The organism is Planotetraspora sp. A-T 1434 (assembly GCF_025420585.1).
Taxonomy (GTDB): domain Bacteria; phylum Actinomycetota; class Actinomycetes; order Streptosporangiales; family Streptosporangiaceae; genus JAOEGB01.
Genome location: NZ_JAOEGB010000012.1, coordinates 138,849 through 157,700, shown reverse-complemented (window position 1 = coordinate 157,700; position 18,852 = coordinate 138,849). Strand labels below are relative to the sequence as shown.

General features: G+C 62.7%; 14 protein-coding genes. 6 read left to right on the top strand and 8 right to left on the bottom strand.

Going from position 1 to position 18,852, the window contains the following annotated elements; all coding sequences use genetic code 11:
* Positions 1-10: 10 nt before the first annotated feature.
* Complete coding sequence (gene rarD / locus N5079_RS17685) at positions 11-922, bottom strand: EamA family transporter RarD (RefSeq protein ID WP_261584963.1); 912 nt, start codon at positions 920-922, stop codon at positions 11-13.
* 146 nt (positions 923-1,068) lie between these two features.
* Here rarD and msrA point away from each other — a divergent pair, with 146 nt between their 5' ends.
* On the top strand, positions 1,069-1,755 hold the full coding sequence (gene msrA, locus N5079_RS17680; protein WP_261584962.1) for a peptide-methionine (S)-S-oxide reductase MsrA: 687 nt from the start codon (positions 1,069-1,071) through the stop codon (positions 1,753-1,755).
* A 27-nt stretch (positions 1,756-1,782) separates the two neighbouring features.
* Here msrA and N5079_RS17675 read toward each other — a convergent pair whose 3' ends face one another.
* On the bottom strand, positions 1,783-2,034 hold the full coding sequence (locus N5079_RS17675) for a GntR family transcriptional regulator (protein WP_261584960.1): 252 nt from the start codon (positions 2,032-2,034) through the stop codon (positions 1,783-1,785).
* An 86-nt stretch (positions 2,035-2,120) separates the two neighbouring features.
* On the opposite strand from N5079_RS17675, the gene N5079_RS17670 reads away from it, so the two are divergent.
* Both N5079_RS17670 and N5079_RS17665 read left to right on the top strand, forming a co-directional pair.
* Positions 2,121-2,339, top strand: a complete 219-nt coding sequence (locus tag N5079_RS17670) for a hypothetical protein (protein WP_261584958.1) — start codon at positions 2,121-2,123, stop codon at positions 2,337-2,339.
* Entirely contained in the window at positions 2,336-2,668 is a 333-nt protein-coding gene (locus tag N5079_RS17665; protein WP_261584957.1) for a hypothetical protein, read from the top strand. The genes N5079_RS17670 and N5079_RS17665 overlap by 4 nt, the downstream gene beginning before the upstream one ends.
* Before the next feature lie 377 nt (positions 2,669-3,045).
* Here the strand turns inward: N5079_RS17665 and N5079_RS17660 are convergent, their stop codons facing one another.
* Both N5079_RS17660 and N5079_RS17655 read right to left on the bottom strand, forming a co-directional pair.
* Positions 3,046-4,407, bottom strand: coding sequence for a hypothetical protein (locus N5079_RS17660; RefSeq protein WP_261584956.1), 1,362 nt, complete (start codon positions 4,405-4,407; stop codon positions 3,046-3,048).
* Between the two features lie 727 nt (positions 4,408-5,134).
* Positions 5,135-7,222, bottom strand: coding sequence for an AIPR family protein (locus N5079_RS17655; protein WP_261584955.1), 2,088 nt, complete (start codon positions 7,220-7,222; stop codon positions 5,135-5,137).
* Positions 7,223-7,814: 592 nt separating this feature from the next.
* On the opposite strand from N5079_RS17655, the gene N5079_RS17650 reads away from it, so the two are divergent.
* A complete protein-coding gene (locus N5079_RS17650) occupies positions 7,815-8,330 on the top strand; it encodes a hypothetical protein (RefSeq protein ID WP_261584954.1) in 516 nt (171 codons plus the stop codon).
* A gap of 70 nt (positions 8,331-8,400) precedes the next feature.
* Here N5079_RS17650 and N5079_RS17645 read toward each other — a convergent pair whose 3' ends face one another.
* The 4 genes from N5079_RS17645 to N5079_RS17630 all read right to left on the bottom strand — a co-directional run bounded on the left by N5079_RS17645 (position 8,401) and on the right by N5079_RS17630 (position 16,732).
* Positions 8,401-11,811 (bottom strand): DEAD/DEAH box helicase family protein, encoded by a 3,411-nt coding sequence (locus N5079_RS17645; RefSeq protein WP_261584953.1) that lies wholly within the window; start codon positions 11,809-11,811, stop codon positions 8,401-8,403.
* Between the two features lie 44 nt (positions 11,812-11,855).
* Positions 11,856-13,043, bottom strand: coding sequence for a hypothetical protein (locus N5079_RS17640; RefSeq protein WP_261584952.1), 1,188 nt, complete (start codon positions 13,041-13,043; stop codon positions 11,856-11,858).
* Entirely contained in the window at positions 13,040-14,578 is a 1,539-nt protein-coding gene (locus N5079_RS17635) for a class I SAM-dependent DNA methyltransferase (RefSeq protein WP_261584951.1), read from the bottom strand. Before N5079_RS17635 ends, N5079_RS17640 begins: the two co-directional genes overlap by 4 nt.
* Positions 14,579-15,310: 732 nt before the next feature.
* Positions 15,311-16,732 (bottom strand): recombinase family protein, encoded by a 1,422-nt coding sequence (locus N5079_RS17630; protein WP_261584950.1) that lies wholly within the window; start codon positions 16,730-16,732, stop codon positions 15,311-15,313.
* Positions 16,733-17,136: 404 nt separating this feature from the next.
* On the opposite strand from N5079_RS17630, the gene N5079_RS17625 reads away from it, so the two are divergent.
* Both N5079_RS17625 and N5079_RS17620 read left to right on the top strand, forming a co-directional pair.
* Positions 17,137-17,643: a SigE family RNA polymerase sigma factor gene (locus N5079_RS17625; protein ID WP_261584948.1), complete on the top strand. Its 507-nt coding sequence runs from the start codon at positions 17,137-17,139 to the stop codon at positions 17,641-17,643.
* On the top strand, positions 17,640-18,620 hold the full coding sequence (locus N5079_RS17620) for a hypothetical protein (RefSeq protein WP_261584947.1): 981 nt from the start codon (positions 17,640-17,642) through the stop codon (positions 18,618-18,620). Before N5079_RS17625 ends, N5079_RS17620 begins: the two co-directional genes overlap by 4 nt.
* The last annotated feature ends 232 nt before the right edge of the window (positions 18,621-18,852 follow it).

Below are 18,852 nucleotides of genomic sequence, written 5' to 3'. Positions count from 1 at the left end.
GTAGACGTTTCTAGGCGGCTTCGAGGGTGGGAGCCCTGCGGGCCTCGCGGCGGGAGGTGTGCGCGGCGCGCATGCTGTCGTAGGTGAAGACGCTGAGCGCGAGCCAGACGACCGCGAAGCCGATCCACCTGCTCGCCGGCATGGTCTCGTGGAAGATCAGCAGACCGCAGAGGAATTGCAGGGTCGGGGCGATGTACTGGAGCAGGCCGATGATCGTGAGCGGCACCCGGAGCGCCGACGCGGTGAAGCACAGCAGTGGAACGGCGGTCACGATCCCGGAGCCGGCCAGCAGCAGGGCGTGTCCCACGCCGTGGTGGCCGAAGGTCGCCGTGTCGTTCGCCTGGATGGCGAGGAGGTAGGCCAGCGCGGGCACCAGGAGCACCAGGGTCTCCACGGTGAGGCTCTCGGCGCTGCCGACCTGCGCCGTCTTCTTGACCAGGCCGTAAGTCCCGAAGCTGAACGCCAGGACGAGGGCGATCCAGGGGAGACGGCCGTAGTCGAGGGTCAGGATGAGCACGGCCACCGCGCCGAGGCCGACGGCGACCCACTGCCACGGGCGCAGCCGCTCACGGAGAATGACGACGCCGAAGAGCACGCTGACCAGCGGGTTGATGAAGTAGCCCAGCGCGCTCTCCACGACCTGGTCGCTGTTGACCGCGTAGATGTAGGTGCCCCAGTTGAGCGAGACGGTGATCGCCGCGAGGGTGAGAAGGAGCAGTTGGCGACGGGTCAGCGTGCGAAACCACGACCAGTGGCGCCTGAAGGCCAGGATCGCGACGACGGCGACGAGCGACCACACCATCCGATGGGCGAGGATCTCCACCGCGCCGGACGGCTTGAGCAACGGCCAGTAGAGGGGGAACAGGCCCCACATGGTGTAGGCGGCGATGCCGTACAGGACTCCACGGCGCGTTTCAGGCATGAAGCTTATTGTGACTGCTTACCGGTGTTTAACTCAAATAAGTAGTGCTTGGCCCGGATGTTAAGAGAATCTTACGGAAGGCACACTTGAAGGAACAACGAGCCTCGGCATCTGGTTGGGTCTGTCAGAGCGGATGGAGGTTCGAGATGGGCTGGCTCTTCGGCCGGAACAAGACATCGATGGTGGACCCCTCGGAGGCGCTGCCGGGCCGTTCCGAGGTGATGCCGGTGGCCACCCGCCACATGGTCCTTGGGGCGCCGCTGGCGCCGCCGTACCCCGAGGGGACGGAGATCGCCGACTTCGGGCTGGGCTGCTTCTGGGGAGCCGAGCGAAAGTTCTGGCAGACGCCGGGCGTCGTGTCCACGGCGGTCGGCTACGCGGGCGGGTACACCCCCAACCCGACGTACGAGGAGGTGTGTACGGGCATGACCGGGCACACCGAGGCCGTCCGGGTCGTGTTCGACCCGACTCAGGTGTCCTATGAGGAGCTCCTCAAGGTCTTCTGGGAGGCGCACGACCCCACGCAGGGCATGCGGCAGGGCAACGACGTCGGCACGCAGTATCGCTCGGCCATCTACACCCACGGGCCGCAGCAGGAGAAGGCCGCCCTGACGTCCAAGGAGGCGTACCAGGACGTGCTGACCAAGGCGGGGTACGGCGAGATCACCACCGAGATCGCCCCGGCCGGTGAGTTCTACTTTGCGGAGGACTATCACCAGCAGTACCTTTTCAAGGTCCCCAACGGCTACTGCGGCATAGGTGGCACCGGTGTCAACGCAGGTGACCCTTCTGCCTGGTGCCCGACAGGGCTGACGACCTCTACGGAGGAGTAGGCGGATTGCTGAGACCTCCGGGCGGCGTCAGGCCTGTTCGGAGGTCTCGTTCGTCTTCTGGGCCACGAAGGAGCCCATGCCCGGAGTGGTGATGATGAGGCCGTCTTCACGGAGCTTGGCGGTCACCTTGCGGATCGTCACACGGGCCACGCTGAACTCCGACTCAAGCTGTACCTCGGAGATGAGATAGCGGGGCGGGTACTCGCCCGCCTCGATACGTGCGCGTACGACCTCGTAGATCTGCACCCACTTGGGTCGCGTCGGGTCGTAGTCGATCACGCCGCAACTGTAGGTAGTGGCTCCCGGTCAGCCATAGAAGCTCATAGCTATAGACAGGTATATTTAGGCTCTGTAACGTGCCGTACGTGACGGAGCTTGAGGAACTGGTAGCGCGCTTCCCCGGTTGGTCGATCTGGCGGAGCCGGGCCGGGGACAGGCCGGGGGACTGGTACGCGACTCGACGGGGCCACAGGATCAGTCAGGCGGAGGTCGTGGCCGGCGTCTGCATGACCGTGGCCGCCCCCACTTTGGACGAACTCGGGCACGTGCTCGACCAGCAGACTGATCGGCCGATGGCGCAATGACGGCGGTCGACGGAGAGCTACGTCCACTGGCTCGCGATCTTGTAGAGCCTCCGGAATGGGACTGTCCGGGCATCTCCGTCCATCCGGGGAGAGCACTGCGGAACCGGGAACGTCTGAACTGGCAGGACCAGCCGCGCGGCCGTTACCGCGTTGTTGAGCACACCTGTTGCTGCCAGGCCGTCTTCTACGAGCTGATCTGTGTGGGCGGCATTTACCAGGTCCACAAGGTGATCCAGTCAGACCCGCCCGAGCACGCTTACACCGGCGGCTGGAGAAACGACGAAGCACGCCATTGGTGGATGCGAATCCTGATGGGCTCCGCCCGCTGAACGCCTGGCCATCTGTTTACAAGCCGAATCAGACCTGTCCACAACCGTCCCCTGATGTCAGAACGGCCAGGTCAAGAGCCCTCCACAGGGCCGTTGGATCCACTGTCGTCCAGGCTCATCCAGAGCCGTTGTTAGCACCAGCGTTAGCAAGATCGGCGCTCGGCCAGGGTCACCCGGTGGCAAGCCGACCCGGAGCGCAGGGCCGCCAGGCCCGAGCACAGGAAGCGGCGCGGCAGCATGACCGTCCGATCTTCAGGCGTAGCAAATCCCCCATCCCGTACAGCAACAGCAAAGTGAGCGATCGTCACGGCTGGCCGATCGACGACGTGCACCCTTGCCGGATCGGTCTTCGCGCAGGGGTGAACTCTGGATTCGGTCTAGTTCCATACGCGATGCTCATCGCGGTAGCAGGGCCAGGGGCGCCCGGTTGTGCTGTGGTCGGCCAGCAGGAACCTGATGCCTTCGATCCAGGTGCGCTGCTCGATCAGCTCGATCAGGTACCTCTCCAGTTCGGACCGGCGCATCTGCAGAGTCCGCGACAGTTCCAAGACCAGGCCGCCTCGCAGTGGGGTGCTGTCCTTCGTGGCCATCTCCATGATGACTTCCCCGGGCACCAGGTCACCGGTTCCCGTCCGAACCCATCTGGTATTGATGCCTGCCGCGCGGAGCGCCTCAGCGAGTGCGGGGCCGGAGGTTTCCACGGTGAAGGCCACGATGTCGCCGATCAGCCGGGCGCAGGTAATGGGGTGCAGCGGATAGGCGGCGAACGGCACACGCAGCGGATCACGTGAGACGCTGTCCAGGCTGGTGGCGTGGATATTGGACGCTTGCCGCGGGCCGAGGCCCGCCCGGCGCAGCGCTGCTGTGAACCGACGTTCCAGCCGCTCGACGAAGTCTTCCTCGGTCCAGCCTTGCGCCTGGCAGCCGTAAAGGTCGGTCACCAGCAGCGCGCGATCGCCGGGCACCTTGGCAGCGAAGATCCCCTCCCGGGCAGCCCGTTCGGCTCCGGCCGCCAGCAGTTCCAGGTGCGTCTTGAAGGGCAGATTCAGGTCATACAGGCGCTCTTCGGGGTCGTCACCGGGAAGTGGACCCGCGCCGTCTAGTGCCAGGCGGGCGGCCTTGATCCGGCGGTTCTGTGCCGAACTGCGCCGTTGCGGGTCGCTCTTGATCTCGAGTATCTCCGGCGAGCCGTCCCCGAACACGGTCAGGTCCCCGATCCGCAGGCAGTTAGTCAGATCGTGCATGATCGCGAGCTGGCCGTCTTCCTTCCAGGCCTGTTCGACACGCGCTCGTTCGGCCGCCAGCCCCGCCTTTCCGGCCATCACCCCGGGCGGCTGATTCCGGCACAGTGCGAGGATGTACCGGCGCTGGAACCCGAACACGCGCCAGGCCAGTGCGTCGCCGACGCACCGGTATTGCCGCGCGGCCCGCTCGCACACATCCAGCTCAAGCTGCCAGGTCTCCACGAGCGAGGGATCGTGCCCGGACTGAGGTTCGGGTGCATCCGCCTGCGGCGACTTGCCGTCCCGTATTCGCTTGGCCGCCTTGCTGAAGGCATTGCGATCGGCCTCCACCGCCAGTACGTGCGACAGCAGCGCCTGCTGGAACTCATAAGCGTCCTTCATATTCGCGCACGCACGCAACTCCCCGATCAGCTCCGCCAGCGATGTCTGGGCAGCCCGGTGCCGTGGGTGCCCCAGCACTTCCTGGAAGGAGACCCCCTCGTCGAACAGTCTCACCGGGCCAGTGTCCACCGCATCATGGGTGCCAAGCCAACGAATTGGCCCACGGCGGTTGCGGTCAGGCCGTACTCCCCCTGGCAGCGATGACCGGACGTAGCCGAGCGGCCCCGCTGAAACTTCTCCGCGTATTCTCCGGGGCTCCCCGTAGAGGCCCGGTCCCGGCCGGACACATCCGGACAGCTCATACGACGACCCCGGCCGCGTTTCAGCAGTCAAGGGCCGTTTCAGCTGATGGTGACAGGGGATGGACCGCCGCCTGGTCTGGGCTAAGGGAGTGAAACCCCTCATCGCCCGGCGGGGCACCTCGCACGGATCCGGGCTCGACGCCCACCACTGGGATCGAGCAGACGATCGCGCTACTGCGCTGGTTCCGTCGCCTGCGCGTCCGCTGGGAGGTCCGCGACGACATGCACGAGGCCTTCATGACACTGGCCGCCGCCATCATCTGCTGGCGACGCCTCGCCCGCTGATCATTGCGTTAGGAGTTTTAAGCCGACGATTTACAGCGGTGACCTTTCTCAGTTCCGTGTAGCTTCTGACCTGCGGCGCAGCACTCTCGCACGGGTCCCGCCGCCGAGATCATTCACGCATATTGCATAGGGCACCGATCACATTTTTAGGCTGCGCGGGAGCGCCCCCAGACCTATGAGCCCGTGATCTCGGATGTCTGCCAAAGCGAGTCGAACTCAACAGTTGCCGACGAGCTGAACACCGCCCATGGCCATTAGTCCTCCTCGGCCTCCTTTTCGAACAACTGGACCGCAAAGTCCCATAGAGACAGGCCGTTCTCCAACGTCCACCGGCCTGGCCCCTGCACCGATACAGGTGCGTCCTCATACCCGGCCAGGTCCCAGATTCGCTGAACGAGACCGGTGGCCGAGTACTGCTTCCCGTCGTACGTCCACAGCAGACATTTCACACGATCGTTCACCCAGGTCGCCTTATCCCGCCGTGGGTCCTCCGCGAGCCAGCTCTTGACAGCGGCCCTCTCGGGATCGCTCTGCGGCCGGTAAGTCAGCGGGGTGCCATCTACGAGAAGGCCGGCGCTGACCAGTGTGGGCACGGCGTTGGGCCGGCGGGGCTTGCGCGGACGCATCGCCTGTGTCTGGTAGTCCTCCGGCAGCGCGGGGGCGGTCGCGCCTCGGCGAGCATCGTCCAGCACTAGCTTGGCTAGTGTCTTGCAGCGAGTCTCATCGCTAAAAGTACTGCTGAGGAAGGAGTTCCGGCCGAATTCGGCGTCCAGGTGGAAGATCATCCATGACAGGACCAGGGAGGTCAACGTTGGCACCTTGTGAAGGATGGGCTGCCAGTCGAGGTTCGGGTCGTCCATCCCGTCTTGGTCAATGAGTTGGAAGACCAGATGCGTGATAAGCAGATCCCCCCGTCGTGCCATATCGGCGGCGCGTCCGTGCAGTCTCCTGCGTTCGAGTTCGAGCGCTGCGCCAACCGCGCTACGGACCTGCACTGACCGCCACAAGCGGTAGGCGCTGGGCACCTCACTGAAGAGGCGCGGGTACGCGCCACGGGTGCCGCGTTCCCACAGCAAGTCGACGTTCTTGCTGGCGCGCACCGCCAACTCGGGGCTGTGGTAGGCACATGCCAGCGCGACCGCAGCATGCTCTACCGAACAGCCCGCTTCCGGTGCTGGGTCTGGCTCTCCGCGCTTGTAGGTGTAGGTCTTGCCCAACCCCGACAACAGAAAGTCCTCACGGATCTCGGCCTGCGCCGGGTCCAGGGCGATGAAGTCCCGCTGCGACACGTCGTTCTGGGTGTTGGTGGTTTCGGTGATCCGCGTGGCATAGAGCTCTCGCTCAGGCCCGAGGGAAAAGGCACGTACCGTGACATCGGCATCGTCCACAGCGTCCGGGTCCAGCTCCATCGCCTCATGAATCGCCGTGACGGTTTGCGCACCATTGACGACACTGACGCCCTCTAGGGTGAGCCTCACCGACTCATCCCCTCGGCGGCGACCGAGGTAATGCGGCTCGATGCGGTCACACAACACCGTAATGCCGTTGTTGAAGTACCAGAAGTTTTCCGGCTCCTTGAGCAGGGTCTCCTTGATGCCGGAGTTGATCCGGGTGAGGCCAAGCGACTTGCGGACGTTTTGCTCGTACAGGGCGTCGCGGTGCTGCTCGTACCATCCGGCGAGGTCCCTGACCGCCACCGTGCCCTGCCAGGCTTCGAACGGGACGTCCCTCCGCAGCCAGTTCCGCATGGTGGCGGTGACGTTCACTGGGTCCGGCGCGATGTCCTGACGCAAGCGCTGGTAGAAGTCGGCGGAGCCCAGCACCTCATATCGCAGCAACGGTCCGTTGTTGTTAGCGTCCTCAAGGAGCCGTTCCATGACGCCGGTCGCGGCGTCGGAGAGGGTGGCCGGTCCCATTAGAGCGACCACCAGGGTGATCCGGAGCCGGGAGTCCCCCATCGCGGCGTCGAGCCGAGGGAGGAACGGCTGCATGCGGTCATTGAACGGATCGAAATTCCGACCGTCTACCAGTCGCACACCGTCTGCGAACGCCAGGGCGTCATCTCTGGACAACTTGGCCGTACCCGCGTCACTCGATTTCGCCTGGACAAGCCAAACCTCGGGAGAGCCCTCCCCTACCGCGATGGCATCGATCCCCTGGTCCCTGTCACCGTCGATCACGGCTCGACCGGCGGCCTCGTGGTCGCAGCCAGTTACGATCCGCACGGCATCGGCCGCCAGGGCCCGTGAGAGAAACCGCTGGTCCCGGGCTGCCTGATCGTAACCGCGCAGATCCTCCTCGTAGATCAGACCGGAGTAGTTCCGCAGCAGAGCCGTGCGCATATGCTGTATCTGAATCGGAGACTTTGAACCACTTTGCTGTTTCGTGCTCATCCCCGCCTCCGGAACAGCCTTCGCCCGCGTGAGTCTGCCACGCGCCCAGCGTGTCGACCAGTTGCTTACCGTAAGGCTCCAGCTTCTGCTCATCTACCAGAACGAGTAGGACAGAGGGGACTTATGCCCTGGGCGTAAGGCCACTCGCTCCGTAGGCGAGAACGGCTCTGGCCCATCAGGTCGCTCAGGTGGCAACCTCCTCATCACGTTCGGCGGACCAGTGCATGGGCACCTGGGGTGACCGCGAATCGCACGTACGCCACCCGCGTGGGTATCGCGCACCCCGAACACCTCAGCTATTAAGACCGTGAATCCTGCTAGCGCCCAGCGTTGATCCTCGGCCGGGCGATGCTCGGCCTCACGCCACCCTAATGAGGCGACCTTCTTGAACCGGAGCGCCCGCTAGTGATGGGTCACTACCGAGACCCGCGAGTGTGGTAGCGGCGGCGTCGGGGCCGCCGGACCTTCAAGTTTCGACGACCATGTCACGGCCCCGAAGGAGACCATGGTGTGATCCGCAGCATCGGATAGCGTGCCGATCGTGACTGCGTACCTGTTGATCCTCGGCGAGCGGGAGGCCGTGGCGTGGGTGCTGCGGGAGTCCCGGATGGCCTTTCCGCCAACTAGCCGCAGCGAGGTGAACCGGCTCAAAGTCGGAGACGATCTCTTCGTCTTGACCACCCGGGGATGCTGGCACAACCCAACACGCGACCGCACCAGGGTGATCGGAATAGCCACGGTCGTTTCGGAGGTGGTCGCGTACGAGCAACCCGTCACCCTCGCGGGCCGGGACTTCACCCGCGGCTGCGGCATAAGCCTGCGGGCGCTCGCGCCGTACCGTACGGGTGTTGACCTGGCGCCGCTCATTCCAAGGCTGGACGCCTTCCCGGACGATAACTGGTCTATCCGCCTCCGGCGCCCCCTCCTAGAAATCAGCGCCTCCGACGCCGGCCTGCTCGCAGACGAGCTCAGGGATATCAGCCGCGAGCCCTCTGCGGTCGTCCCGGGCTACCTATCCTCCATCCGGCCTGTACGGCAGGCATCCTCTCGGGAGTAACGGGAGCGAAGCCCACCCGGTCAATGTGGGACATGATCCCAAAGCCTGCATATAGAGGCACGCCACGCCGCTATGCCACCTCCTCGGCCGAGACCGCAGTGGTGCGCACGGAGCTAATGATCGTTATCAGCTCTCCGAGTTGCGCGCCCGGGAAGAGGACGTCAGGACCTCTCGGAGCGAGCTCGCTGAAAGGAGGCTCGAAGAGACGAGCTGGATCCATCACGCCATTCTCGGCGAGGTGGTTGATCATCATGTCGAGGAAGTGGAGTTGGTTCGCACTTAGCGTCTTGTCCTCGAGGAACCTGGAGAACGGCTCACGGGCCGCTGCCCGGTCCAGACCGACCAGCGAGCGGACGAACAACCCCAACCCGCCAGCTGATTCGCTGGCATGGGCTATATCAGCCGGCGTGCCAACGCCGTTCTCAATAAGCATTCGCTCCAACTCGGACAGATCCGAGGGTGAAAGCTGCTTGTTCCTACGCAGCTTCTGCAGAGCAACATGATCCTCATAGTTCTTCAGGTAGGTCCGCACCTTGGCCTGGAACCGATCCCGGTCTGTGCCGCTCGGGACGTTCCGGAGCTGGATTTCCGACACCTCTCCGATCTCGTCCTCGAAGTCGGTGTAGATAGGAGGCTGCTTGGACCTTTCGATCAGCTTCACCAGCTCGCGGACACGCAGGCGGACGAGTTCCAGCATCGGCATAGTGACGTCGTTCCACCACTCGTCACCCGCGACCTCGTCGAGGACCTGCTGCCGTTCGCGGATCTTCGGGATATTGGTCTGCTCCAGCAGGAGCGAGGCGATGTCCTGTACCTTATGGCGGAGCCGGTCGAAACCGGGTTCGCCATTGACCAAGCACAGCTGGAGCTGAAGCAGGAGCATGTCGAACTCCTTGGCCTTCTCGTCATCGTCGCGGACAGACGAGGGCAGGCCGGCTACATGGCCGATGAGGTCGTTGGCCGCCTCCGGGGTCAGCCGCTGCCAGTTCTTGAAATCTGCGTATTCTTCGACCCAGCGCCGCTGGGGACGGACCAGGAAGTTCTCTAACCTCATCCCCGCGACCTCTTTGTGCAGTTCATATGCGAGATCCCAACGGAGGCCGAGCTCACTCTTGGTCCCGTCCCGCTCTGGTTGCGCGGTCTCCCCGAGACGCTGGTCCAGTTGGTAGACCAACTCGGCCCGAGCGGCGAACAGCCGCTCAGAGAGGGACTTGACCGTCGAGCCCTCGGTGGTCTCGGGGTTCTGGTTGAAGAACTCGAAGTTCTGACACAAGTCGAAGACCAGGAAGTCCTGCTTGTGCAGGCCAGGCCGATACAGGTTCTTGCAGAGCCGTGTGCCGCGGCCGATCATCTGCCAGAATTTCGACGACGACCGGACAACCTTGAAGAACATCAGATTGACGACTTCGGGCACGTCGATGCCGGTATCGAGCATGTCCACCGAGATCGCGATATGGGGCGCGTTGTCCTTGGTGGAGAAGTCGTCGATGAGGCTCTGTGCGTACTCGGTCTGATAAGTGATGACGCGTGCGAACTGGCCCTCGTACTGGGGGTAGTTCGCGTCGAAGCGCTCAGCTATGAACTTCGCGTGATCATTATTCTTTGCAAAAATAATGGTCTTGCCGAGTCGATCCCCACCGACCACCTTGTGGCCGTATCTCATCAGCGTCTCAAGAGCGAGATCGACGGTCTTGATGTTGAACAGCCACTTGCTGACCGCTTCGGAATCCACGCTGTCGGGGATGTCGCCGTCCTCCCACTCCAGGGAGTCCCATTGATCTTTCTCTTCCTCGCTCAGCTGGTCGTACCGGATGCCCTCGCGCTGAAACTTCAACGGAACAGAGACTGCCCGGGGCGGGACGAGAAATCCTTCACGAACGGCTTCGTCGAGGTTGTAGACGTCGGTGGGCACACCCTCTTCCAGGCCGAACAGCCGGTAGGTGTTGCGATCGACCTCCCCCTTTGGGGTGGCGGTGAGTCCCACGAGCAGGGCGTCGAAGTAGGAGAAGATCGCCTTGTACTTCTGGTAGACGGACCGATGCGCCTCGTCGATGACGATGAGATCGAAGTATCCGGGGCCGAAACGACGTTCGCCGTCGGCCATCTCGTCGATCAGCCCCATCATTGTCGGATACGTCGAGACGTAGACCCGGCCTTCGTCGCTCTTCTCCTCCAGGAGATTAATTGTTGTGGTCGACGGCAGATGCGTCTTGAAGGCGTTGGTCGCCTGGGTGACGAGGGCTTTCCGGTCAGCTAGAAACAGGACCCGCTTCACCCAGTTGGCCCGCATCAGCTGGTCCGCCAACGCGATCACCATACGGGTCTTACCTGCACCGGTGGCCATGACGATTAGGGCTTTCCGCTGCCGATCCTGCTCCAAAGTCTCACCAATGCGGCAGATCGCCCGCTGCTGGTAGTGCCGTTCGACAATGGTCTTGTCGATAGGCACCTCTGCGAGCGGCTTACGGCTCGTACGGCGGGCGCGAAGCAGTTGAAGCTGGTCTTTCGTGTAAAAACCCTGGACCGGACGCGGCGGGTAGAAGGCGTCGTCCCACAGCCAGGTCTCGTAGCCGTTGGTGTAGAAGATGATGGGCCGCTGGCCGTACATATTCTGAAGGCGGTCGGCATAAAGTTTGGCTTGCTGCTGGCCCGCCATCGGGTCCTTACGGGCACGCTTGGCCTCGACGATGCCGAATGGAGTGCCGTCGTCTCCCCACAGCACATAATCGACGTATCCGTCGCCCCCTCCGGGCATCCCCGTGACTTTGAACTCGCGGTCTCGCTCCTGATCGAGCGGCCAGCCAGCCTCTTTGAGTAGCATATCGATGAAGAGGTCCCGGGTTTCCTGCTCGTTGTAGTCGTGGTGATCGACCCGGGACTGGTTGGCTGCCTTGGCGACGGCGATCTGTGCTCGGAGCCCGGCGATCTCGGCGTCGAGTGCAGCATTATTCTTTCGGGCCTCGGCGAGGGCAGCATCTTGCCTGGCAAGCTTGTCGCTGAGTTCCTTCAGCTCCCTCTGAGTCTTCAGCCGGACACCCGCCGGCACCGGCCGGGGGATCAAAGTCTCGTCGAACACCAGCGAGTCTGCCGGAAGGTGCTCTGGATCACGGGAGTATTGGCGGGCCACCCAGAAAAGCACCTGGAACAGCTCACGGACAGTCGCCAGCGCGGCCTGGGGCGGGACTCTCATCGTCTTGTGCACAGCGGTGTTGCCCTGTCGACGGATGAGGTCCATCTTCGTGTGGATGCCGGAGCCGACGAGTGTACGTAGGGTCGGCTCGAAGAGCATCCCGCCGAGATCCTTCTTGTACGGCAGATGTAGGACGCTTTCCGCATCAAAGAGCCAAGTAAGGGCCAGCTCGAGGGACCGCCGGGCGTAGAAACATGACGTCCGCGGGTCGGCGAAGACACTCCGCTCCGCGCGCAGTGCCTCGTCGTACAACTCCGGCCACTCAGCGTCCAGGAATCTAAAGTTGCTCATCAAGCACCCTTCACGCCATGCGGAGCATTCCTGCCACGATCATGTCACAGTTCGCCCCGAAACGCGCGGTGCTGCATTGACGTGAACAGCGCATCAAGCTCAGACAGGTGACTGCGTTGAGAGGACCTAATCCTGTCAACGACTGCGACGCGTTCCGCAAATGCTTGCTGCCGAGAGAGAGGTGGAATTTCAATCTCGACCGAGGCCAATTTGGCTTTGGAGATATTCGACATGGAAGCAGAGCTCCCCGTTGCAAGCTCTTGAATCTGGCGACGCCTGGACGGAAAAATAAGCAATTGATGCAAGAAGGTTAAATCGATCTGAGCTGTGGGGTCGGGTTCGAGACGGAAGATGAGATCTGGCATAAGCAGCCGCCGAGGCGTTTGCCTCACAAGAGCACATGCGGCAACAAGAGCTTTTGTGTTCTTTCGAGAAAAAAGTAAGTCACCCGGACGAACTTCATTCTCTTGACGTGGAGATGCAGTTTCTGGAAGTGCCTTATTTTCTAGTGGATTGAATTCACAAGAAGTGATTGAGCTAAGCTTTAGAACGCCCCATTCACCGCCCCTGGCGGGGCGGTCCATACACTGTGGACTGTGGCCACTATCGATACGGCTCAGCAACGTCCCCAAGGGAGCACGAGGCCACCCTTCGGGATTTTGTGCCGGGTCCCCAAACATCGCCACAAAAATGGATCGAGTGACGTCATCCAGGTAATTGATGGTTTCCCGACGTTTGGCCCGCAGCACATCGACGCTATCCAGCACTTGTGCGATCCTGCGCTGCTCACTAATCGCCGGCAATGGAACCGGGAGCGCCAAAAAAAGATCATTTGGTAGAGTCCGGCGCCTAGCCGTAGTTCCTCTGAGCTTCGACGCGTAGTATGCGAGGGCATCTGGAGACCGCAGAAATCTTTGGAGATAACCCGTATCCACTTCAAATGAATCGGCCAGATCCCATATATGGTACGCCGGACTGACGATGGCATGCGGATAGAGATTCTGAAAGGAAAGAACCCCCTCGTCGATAGGGAAGCCAACCACTAGCTGGCCTTTAGAAACCACCTTGTACTGAGATATGTCCGCACTCGCTACACGTTTCCTGAATTTCGATTCTTGATCGACAAGACCATTGTGCATAGTCATCGACAGAATCGGATACTCGACGCTACCTGCCCGTTTGGTGGGAGCTGGCTTAATGAGCTCGCCTAGCGTGGTACCGAAGACGGTCATCCGAGGATCACCTTGAGCTCAGACATACCCTCCTGAATTTCCGCCTCCAAACGCGCCAGATCGTTCATTATCTCCGCGGGCGATCGATCCTTGATGTCTTGAAGTACTACTTCCTTGTAACGGCTCATGCTCAGGTCGTAACCTTGTGCGGCGATCTCGGCCCTTGGAATGCAGAAGCTCTGCTCAGTTCGCTTTCGGCTGCGCTCACTGTCCTCTCGTAACGCCCAGCGTGCCAACACATCCGGCAGATTGTTCTTTCCATGGTCGGCCATGGTCAAGTTGCCTGTAGGCCGCGGGCCGAGCTTTTCCTGGCTCAGAAGAGGAGCTCGCTTGTCATCCAAACTCCAGCCGTCAGCGTTAACCTCATAAAACCATACGTGATCTGTGCCACCGCTGTTGGTCCTGGTAAAAAAGAGGATCGCTGTTGAGACCCCGGCATAGGGCCTGAAGACACCACCAGGAAGCTTGACGACGCCATCGAGTTTGTGCTCCTCCACGAGCAGGCGGCGGATCACTCTGTGGGCCTTTCCGGACCCGGTTAGTACACCGTCCGGTACTACCACCGCCGCACGACCACCGGGCTTTAGCAGCCGAAGGAAGAGCGCCAAGAACAAAAGTTCCGTGCTCTTTGTCTTGACTACCCTCTGCAGATCCTTTGAGGTGCTCTCATAGTCAAGACTCCCAGCGAAGGGTGGGTTGGCCAAGATCAGTGAGTACATATCGGCGTCGCTGCTGACGTTCTCCGCCAGAGAATCCCGATAGCGGATGTCTGGGTTTTCAACTCCATGCAGCAGCATGTTCATGCTGCCGATGCGGAGCATAGTGCTATCAAAGTCGAAGCCGTGAAACATACTGTGATGGAAGTGCTTCGACTGCTCGGCATTGTGTAGCGCGTTCTCGTGCACGCGCCGGATGTACTCGCCCGCCGCAACGAGGAATCCAGCGGTGCCGCAGGCAGGGTCGCAGATCTCGTCCTTCGGAGTGGGCGCGGTCATCTCGACCATGAGCTGGATAATGTGCCGCGGCGTACGGAACTGTCCGTTCGTTCCAGCAGATGCGATCTGGCTGAGCAGATATTCGTACAGATCGCCCTTCGTGTCGCGGTCCTCCATCGGCAGCTTGTCGATCATGTCAACCACGCGTGCCAGGAGGGCAGCTGTCGGGATGGTGAAGCGCGCATCCTTCATGTGGTGCGAGTAGGTCGTGCCGTCGCCGCCAAGGGTGCGGAGGAACGGGAAGACATGCTCACTAACAATCGTGTACATCTCGCCGGGCTCGAAGTCTTTGAACCGAGACCAGCGAAGATCGTCGTACTTGCGATTCTTCTCATCCGCGCCGTGGGGGAAGATAGGGCGCTCGATCGGCTTGTTCAGGAGCCGGGACTTGCTCTCTTCTCGTGTGTGGATTTCGTCGAGGCGCCGGATGAAGAGCAGGTAGGTGATCTGCTCGATCACCTCCAGAGGATTCGAGATGCCGCCGGACCAAAAGGCATCCCAAATCCGGTCAACCTTGCTCTTCAAGTCACCCGTGATCATAAGCTCGATCCTATCGGTGCGATCAGCATGAGAAGGCCTGGTCGTTAACCAACGATCCTGAGGCAGCCGCCTTGCGTCTTGCCGTACTGCGTGCGCTCCTGCTCCTCGGCCTGGTCCTGCTCCTGGGGGGTTGTTCGTTGCCTGGGCGGGCGCGGCTGGCCGGCGAGGCCGGGTCGGCCCGGAGAGGCCGCATGCCCGGCCGCGAACCGGACGCACCGCGCCACCGCCGCCCGGCAGGGCGGCGGCTTGATGACGTGAAGAAAAGTAGCTTTCGATCTTCGCCCGTGGCTGGTTCGCGGTGCGTTTGGCTGGTCCCGGCCTTCGCGTGGCGTCGGCTCTCGATGTCGGCGGCCGGTGACGTGTAGGGACGGCTTGAGACGTCTGGTCTCACAGGCATACCCGGGACGTCTTGAAGGCGTCCCGCTGGGTGGTGCCCCGGATGGGCCTGTTCGTCGCACTCTTGTCTCGTCGGTTGAGAGGAGGGAGCGCGAAGGGAGGCCTTTATGCAGCGAGGAGAGAACCCGGTAGGGCCGTGCCGTGTGGCGGGTGGCGAGTGCGGGCTGTCGCTCACTGGTCGGTGTGGGTGAATGATGAGGTGCGGGCGCGGGTGGCGGCATCTCGGGCGGCACAGGGGCTTCCGCCGGTGGTTGAGGATTTGGCGGTGTTGGAGCGGGTGGCGTCGGTGTTTCGGCTCGTCGGCGGGGACGAGCCGGAGCGCTTGGATGCTGCCGCTTAGGCGATCCAGTCGAAGGTGAAGCGGTCGGGGTCCCACTTCTTGCGCGGGTTGGCGGGTGCGACGGTGATGGTGCGGATGACCGCGGCGACGATGGCGCGTCGCTGGGAGACGTTCATGGCATCCCATCGTGTGAGCATCTCCTGGGCGGTGCCGATGAAGGGGATCAGAGGCGAGGTGCGGGAGAGGCTGGCAAGTTGAGCGCGGTTCTTGTCCAGTCGAAGATCGATGGGGGTACGTGCGGCCATCCATTCCTTGCGGCTGATCTCGCGGCTGGCCCAGGCCTGGGCGAGTTCTTCGAGAAGTTCCTCGTCGGCGCGGACGGCCTCGGCGAGGTTGTCATCGTCGCCGCCGTCGTGACGGATGCGTTCGGCGAGGGCGGGGGAGTCGAGCGCGGTCAGCAGCATGTCGCGGACGTGGTCGTCGGTGCGGGCGGCGTTGGTGGCGACGCCGCCGCATGAGCCGCTTCCGGGCACGTTCGGGCACACATACCGGGGGATTCCTTGCCGGGGTCGGCCGTTCATCCGGTGCCCGCATCTGCCGCAGCGCAGGATCCCGGACAGGAGGTAGGAGCGTCCGGTAGCGGCCTGGCGGCGGTAGTCGCGGGCGGGATCGCTGAGTAGTGCGCGTAGCCGGTCGGAGTCGACTGGGCTGATGATCGCCGGCCAGACGGCGTCGGCGACGATCTCGCCCAGCAGAGGGCGGGTGGTCTGGAAGGTACTGCGCGGCGTGTGCTCCCTGCGCCCGCTGATCCGGGCTGAGGCGAGCAGACGGCGCAAGGTGGTCGGAATCCAGTGGCGTCCTGAGGGGGTCTTCACGTCCCGCTGCTCGAAGTCTCGGCACACGCTCGTCAGGGATTCGCCGGCCAGCACGCGGCGGGCGGCCTCGCGGATGACCTCGGCCTCTTCCTCAACGATCGTTATGCGGTCCTCGGCGTAGCCGTACGGACGCATCCCGCCCCCGGAGACCTTGCCCGCTTCCGCGTTCTGGCGTCGCTGCCGCTTTTGCCGTTCGGCCTTGTGCTCTGCCTCGTGCCGGGCGGCGGCCCCGAGCATCCGCGCGATCAGACGCCCGGTCGGGGTGCCCAGGTCGATCTCTCCGGTTACGGTGGCCAATTCGACGCCGCGCCGGTCGGCCAGGTCGATGACGTCTTCCAACTCGCGTGGGGATCGTGTCAGCCTGTCCACGTGCCAGCACACGATCGCGTCGACAGTCCCGGCCTCGATGTCGCCGAGAAGTCGCTGCCATGCAGGGCGCGGGCTCCCCGAGTACGCGCTGACGTCGTTGTCCGAGTACACGTCAGTGACCTGCCAGCCTCGACGCTCGACCAGCGCCCGGCAGTCGGCTTCCTGGCGGGCGACGCCGAGCCCAGCACCGGCTCGGTCCTGGCTGATCCGGCAGTAGATCGCAGCTTTCCGCATGGGTCACATAGATACACGCTCGGTGGCACGGGCGTCTCGTGCCCGGTCGGCCTCACGTCCGGCGAGGCCTGACCTGCGGTAACTGACTGATTCTGGCCCTTGGTCGCCCGGCAAGCCCGGTGTCGATCGAGGGCCAGAGCCGTTTTCGGCGAGAACCTTCACTACAGGGTCAAGGCGAGCCGCCTGCGGCGGCTCGCGGCGCGCCGGGCGGCCAGCGGACCGGGCGTGCGGCTCTCCGGCCGGTCCCGGCCCGCGCCGCCCTGCGCCGTCAGCGGACATGGCGAAGGCCAGATGAGAACGAACTCGGCCTTGGCATGCAACCTCCCGGGGCACGCGCGCATCAGAGGGGAGAGCACCACGCGCAGGCAGGGGAAGGAGGGTAGACGCACATGGTGGCTAGTCCGGTGCGCGACGCCGAGTTCACCGAGTACGTGACAGCGAAGGCTTTGTGGCTACGAAAGGTCGCCTTCCTTCTTTGTGGGGATTGGCATGCTGCGGACGATCTCGTTCAAAACGCTATAACCAAGCTCTACACGAAATGGCACCATGCGAGCAAAGCTCAGAATATCGACGGCTATGCGCGGACGATTCTCGTTAACACCTTCTTGGCCGAGCAGCGGTCACCCTGGACACGGTGGGTCGTGCTCCGTAATGCGCAGGACCAATTAGCGGTTAGAGAAGGTGACATCGATGCGGCGCTGGACCTGCGAGTAGCTCTTGCCGCCCTTCCTTCGCGCCAGCGAGCCACGGTTGTTTTGCGCTACTTTTGCGACCTTTCGGTCGATGAAACAGCTCAAACGATGGGCTGTTCGTCGGGCAACGTCAAGAGTCAGACCGCGCGGGGTATCACCACACTACGCCGCCTTCTCCAGAGCAGTTACGCCGCTTCGCCAGAGGAGTATAAAGCATGACCGGCGATATCGTGAACCTGGCCGCAGAACTCCAAAAACTGGCGGATTCGCCCGCGCCGCCGATGAGCCTCGATATCGCGTATGCGCGCAAGGCGGGGCGCAAGCGGTTGAATTATCGTAGATTTTCGATGGTCGGCGGTGCTGTCGCTATCGCGCTGGCAATCGGCTTGACCGTTAGTCCGATCACTGCCAAAGCGCCGACAACTGTCTCGGCTGCAATGCTGTCAGCCGGTTCTAATCCTTTGATTGCCCGCGCCTCGTTTGGCTGGCTGCCTGAATCGATTGTCGGAGTCAGCTACCAAGTGGGTGCACACGGGGACCAAGTGCTGGCGCGTGGCGCCGGTGACTTTGGTGCACGGATCATCCTCAGCTTGTATCCCGCTGAGCATGAGCCAAGGCTGGGGAATTTTGCGGATGGCCGTGAGCAGATCGAGATCCCGGCACAACCGGTCAAGGGTCGTCCCGCTCGCTGGGTCACTCGCGACGATTCGGACCCTCTTAATGAGGGGGACACCTATCTACGCTGGCAAACCACAAGTGGCCAATGGGCAGAGCTGCACTCCTACTATTTGAACGTCGCCGATCCGCAAAGTGTCTTACTCCGTATCGCCGCTGACGTGACGATCGGGGACCGCGCCATACCCCTTCCCCTTCAGATAGAAAACCTGCCTGCTGACTTCAAGATAAGCGAAGTCGAGCTATGGCGGCCGCCGCTGCAAGGAACCGGAGCGTGGGAACTTCAGATGTTCTACTCGGCAAGCGGTTCCCGGATTTCTATCGATGTTAGACCGAAGATGAATCGTTCGAAGTCGCAGAGAGATTCGTGCGTGACGGCGACAGGTCTTGACTTGTGCGTCCAGATTGACGGCGCAATGCCGACCTCACTCCTTGCGATTGGTGGCACGCGAGGATTGCTTGACCGCATCACTCTGCTTGGCATGGACGAGCATGACTGGACGACCCACGTCATCGGCTGACAGCACCGTTGCCAGTTGAAAGCGAAAACAGACTGGAACTGCTGTCAGAGCCAGCCCCCGCTGCTCGATTGTTCGTGGCCCTTGGTCGGTGTCAACGCCGTCTGTGCGGGTTGGGTCCGGGTTGTGGTGTACGTCGTTAGTGGACGGACACGCGAAGACGGCATTGACACCTCGGTCGGGCCACTGATGTTGGCAGCTATCGGGGGCGGGGGAGGAGTGGCGCGGGGCGCAG

Bases quoted from the DNA above. Each gene is read 5' to 3' on its own strand.
- rarD (WP_261584963.1), bottom strand. From the start codon at position 922: ATGCCTGAAACGCGCCGTGGAGTCCTGTACGGCATCGCCGCCTACACC.
- msrA (WP_261584962.1), top strand. From the start codon at position 1,069: ATGGGCTGGCTCTTCGGCCGGAACAAGACATCGATGGTGGACCCCTCG.
- N5079_RS17665 (WP_261584957.1), top strand. From the start codon at position 2,336: ATGACGGCGGTCGACGGAGAGCTACGTCCACTGGCTCGCGATCTTGTA.
- N5079_RS17655 (WP_261584955.1), bottom strand. From the start codon at position 7,222: ATGCGCACGGCTCTGCTGCGGAACTACTCCGGTCTGATCTACGAGGAG.
- N5079_RS17645 (WP_261584953.1), bottom strand. From the start codon at position 11,811: ATGAGCAACTTTAGATTCCTGGACGCTGAGTGGCCGGAGTTGTACGAC.
- N5079_RS17640 (WP_261584952.1), bottom strand. From the start codon at position 13,043: ATGACCGTCTTCGGTACCACGCTAGGCGAGCTCATTAAGCCAGCTCCC.
- N5079_RS17635 (WP_261584951.1), bottom strand. From the start codon at position 14,578: ATGATCACGGGTGACTTGAAGAGCAAGGTTGACCGGATTTGGGATGCC.
- N5079_RS17630 (WP_261584950.1), bottom strand. From the start codon at position 16,732: ATGCGGAAAGCTGCGATCTACTGCCGGATCAGCCAGGACCGAGCCGGT.
- N5079_RS17620 (WP_261584947.1), top strand. From the start codon at position 17,640: ATGACCGGCGATATCGTGAACCTGGCCGCAGAACTCCAAAAACTGGCG.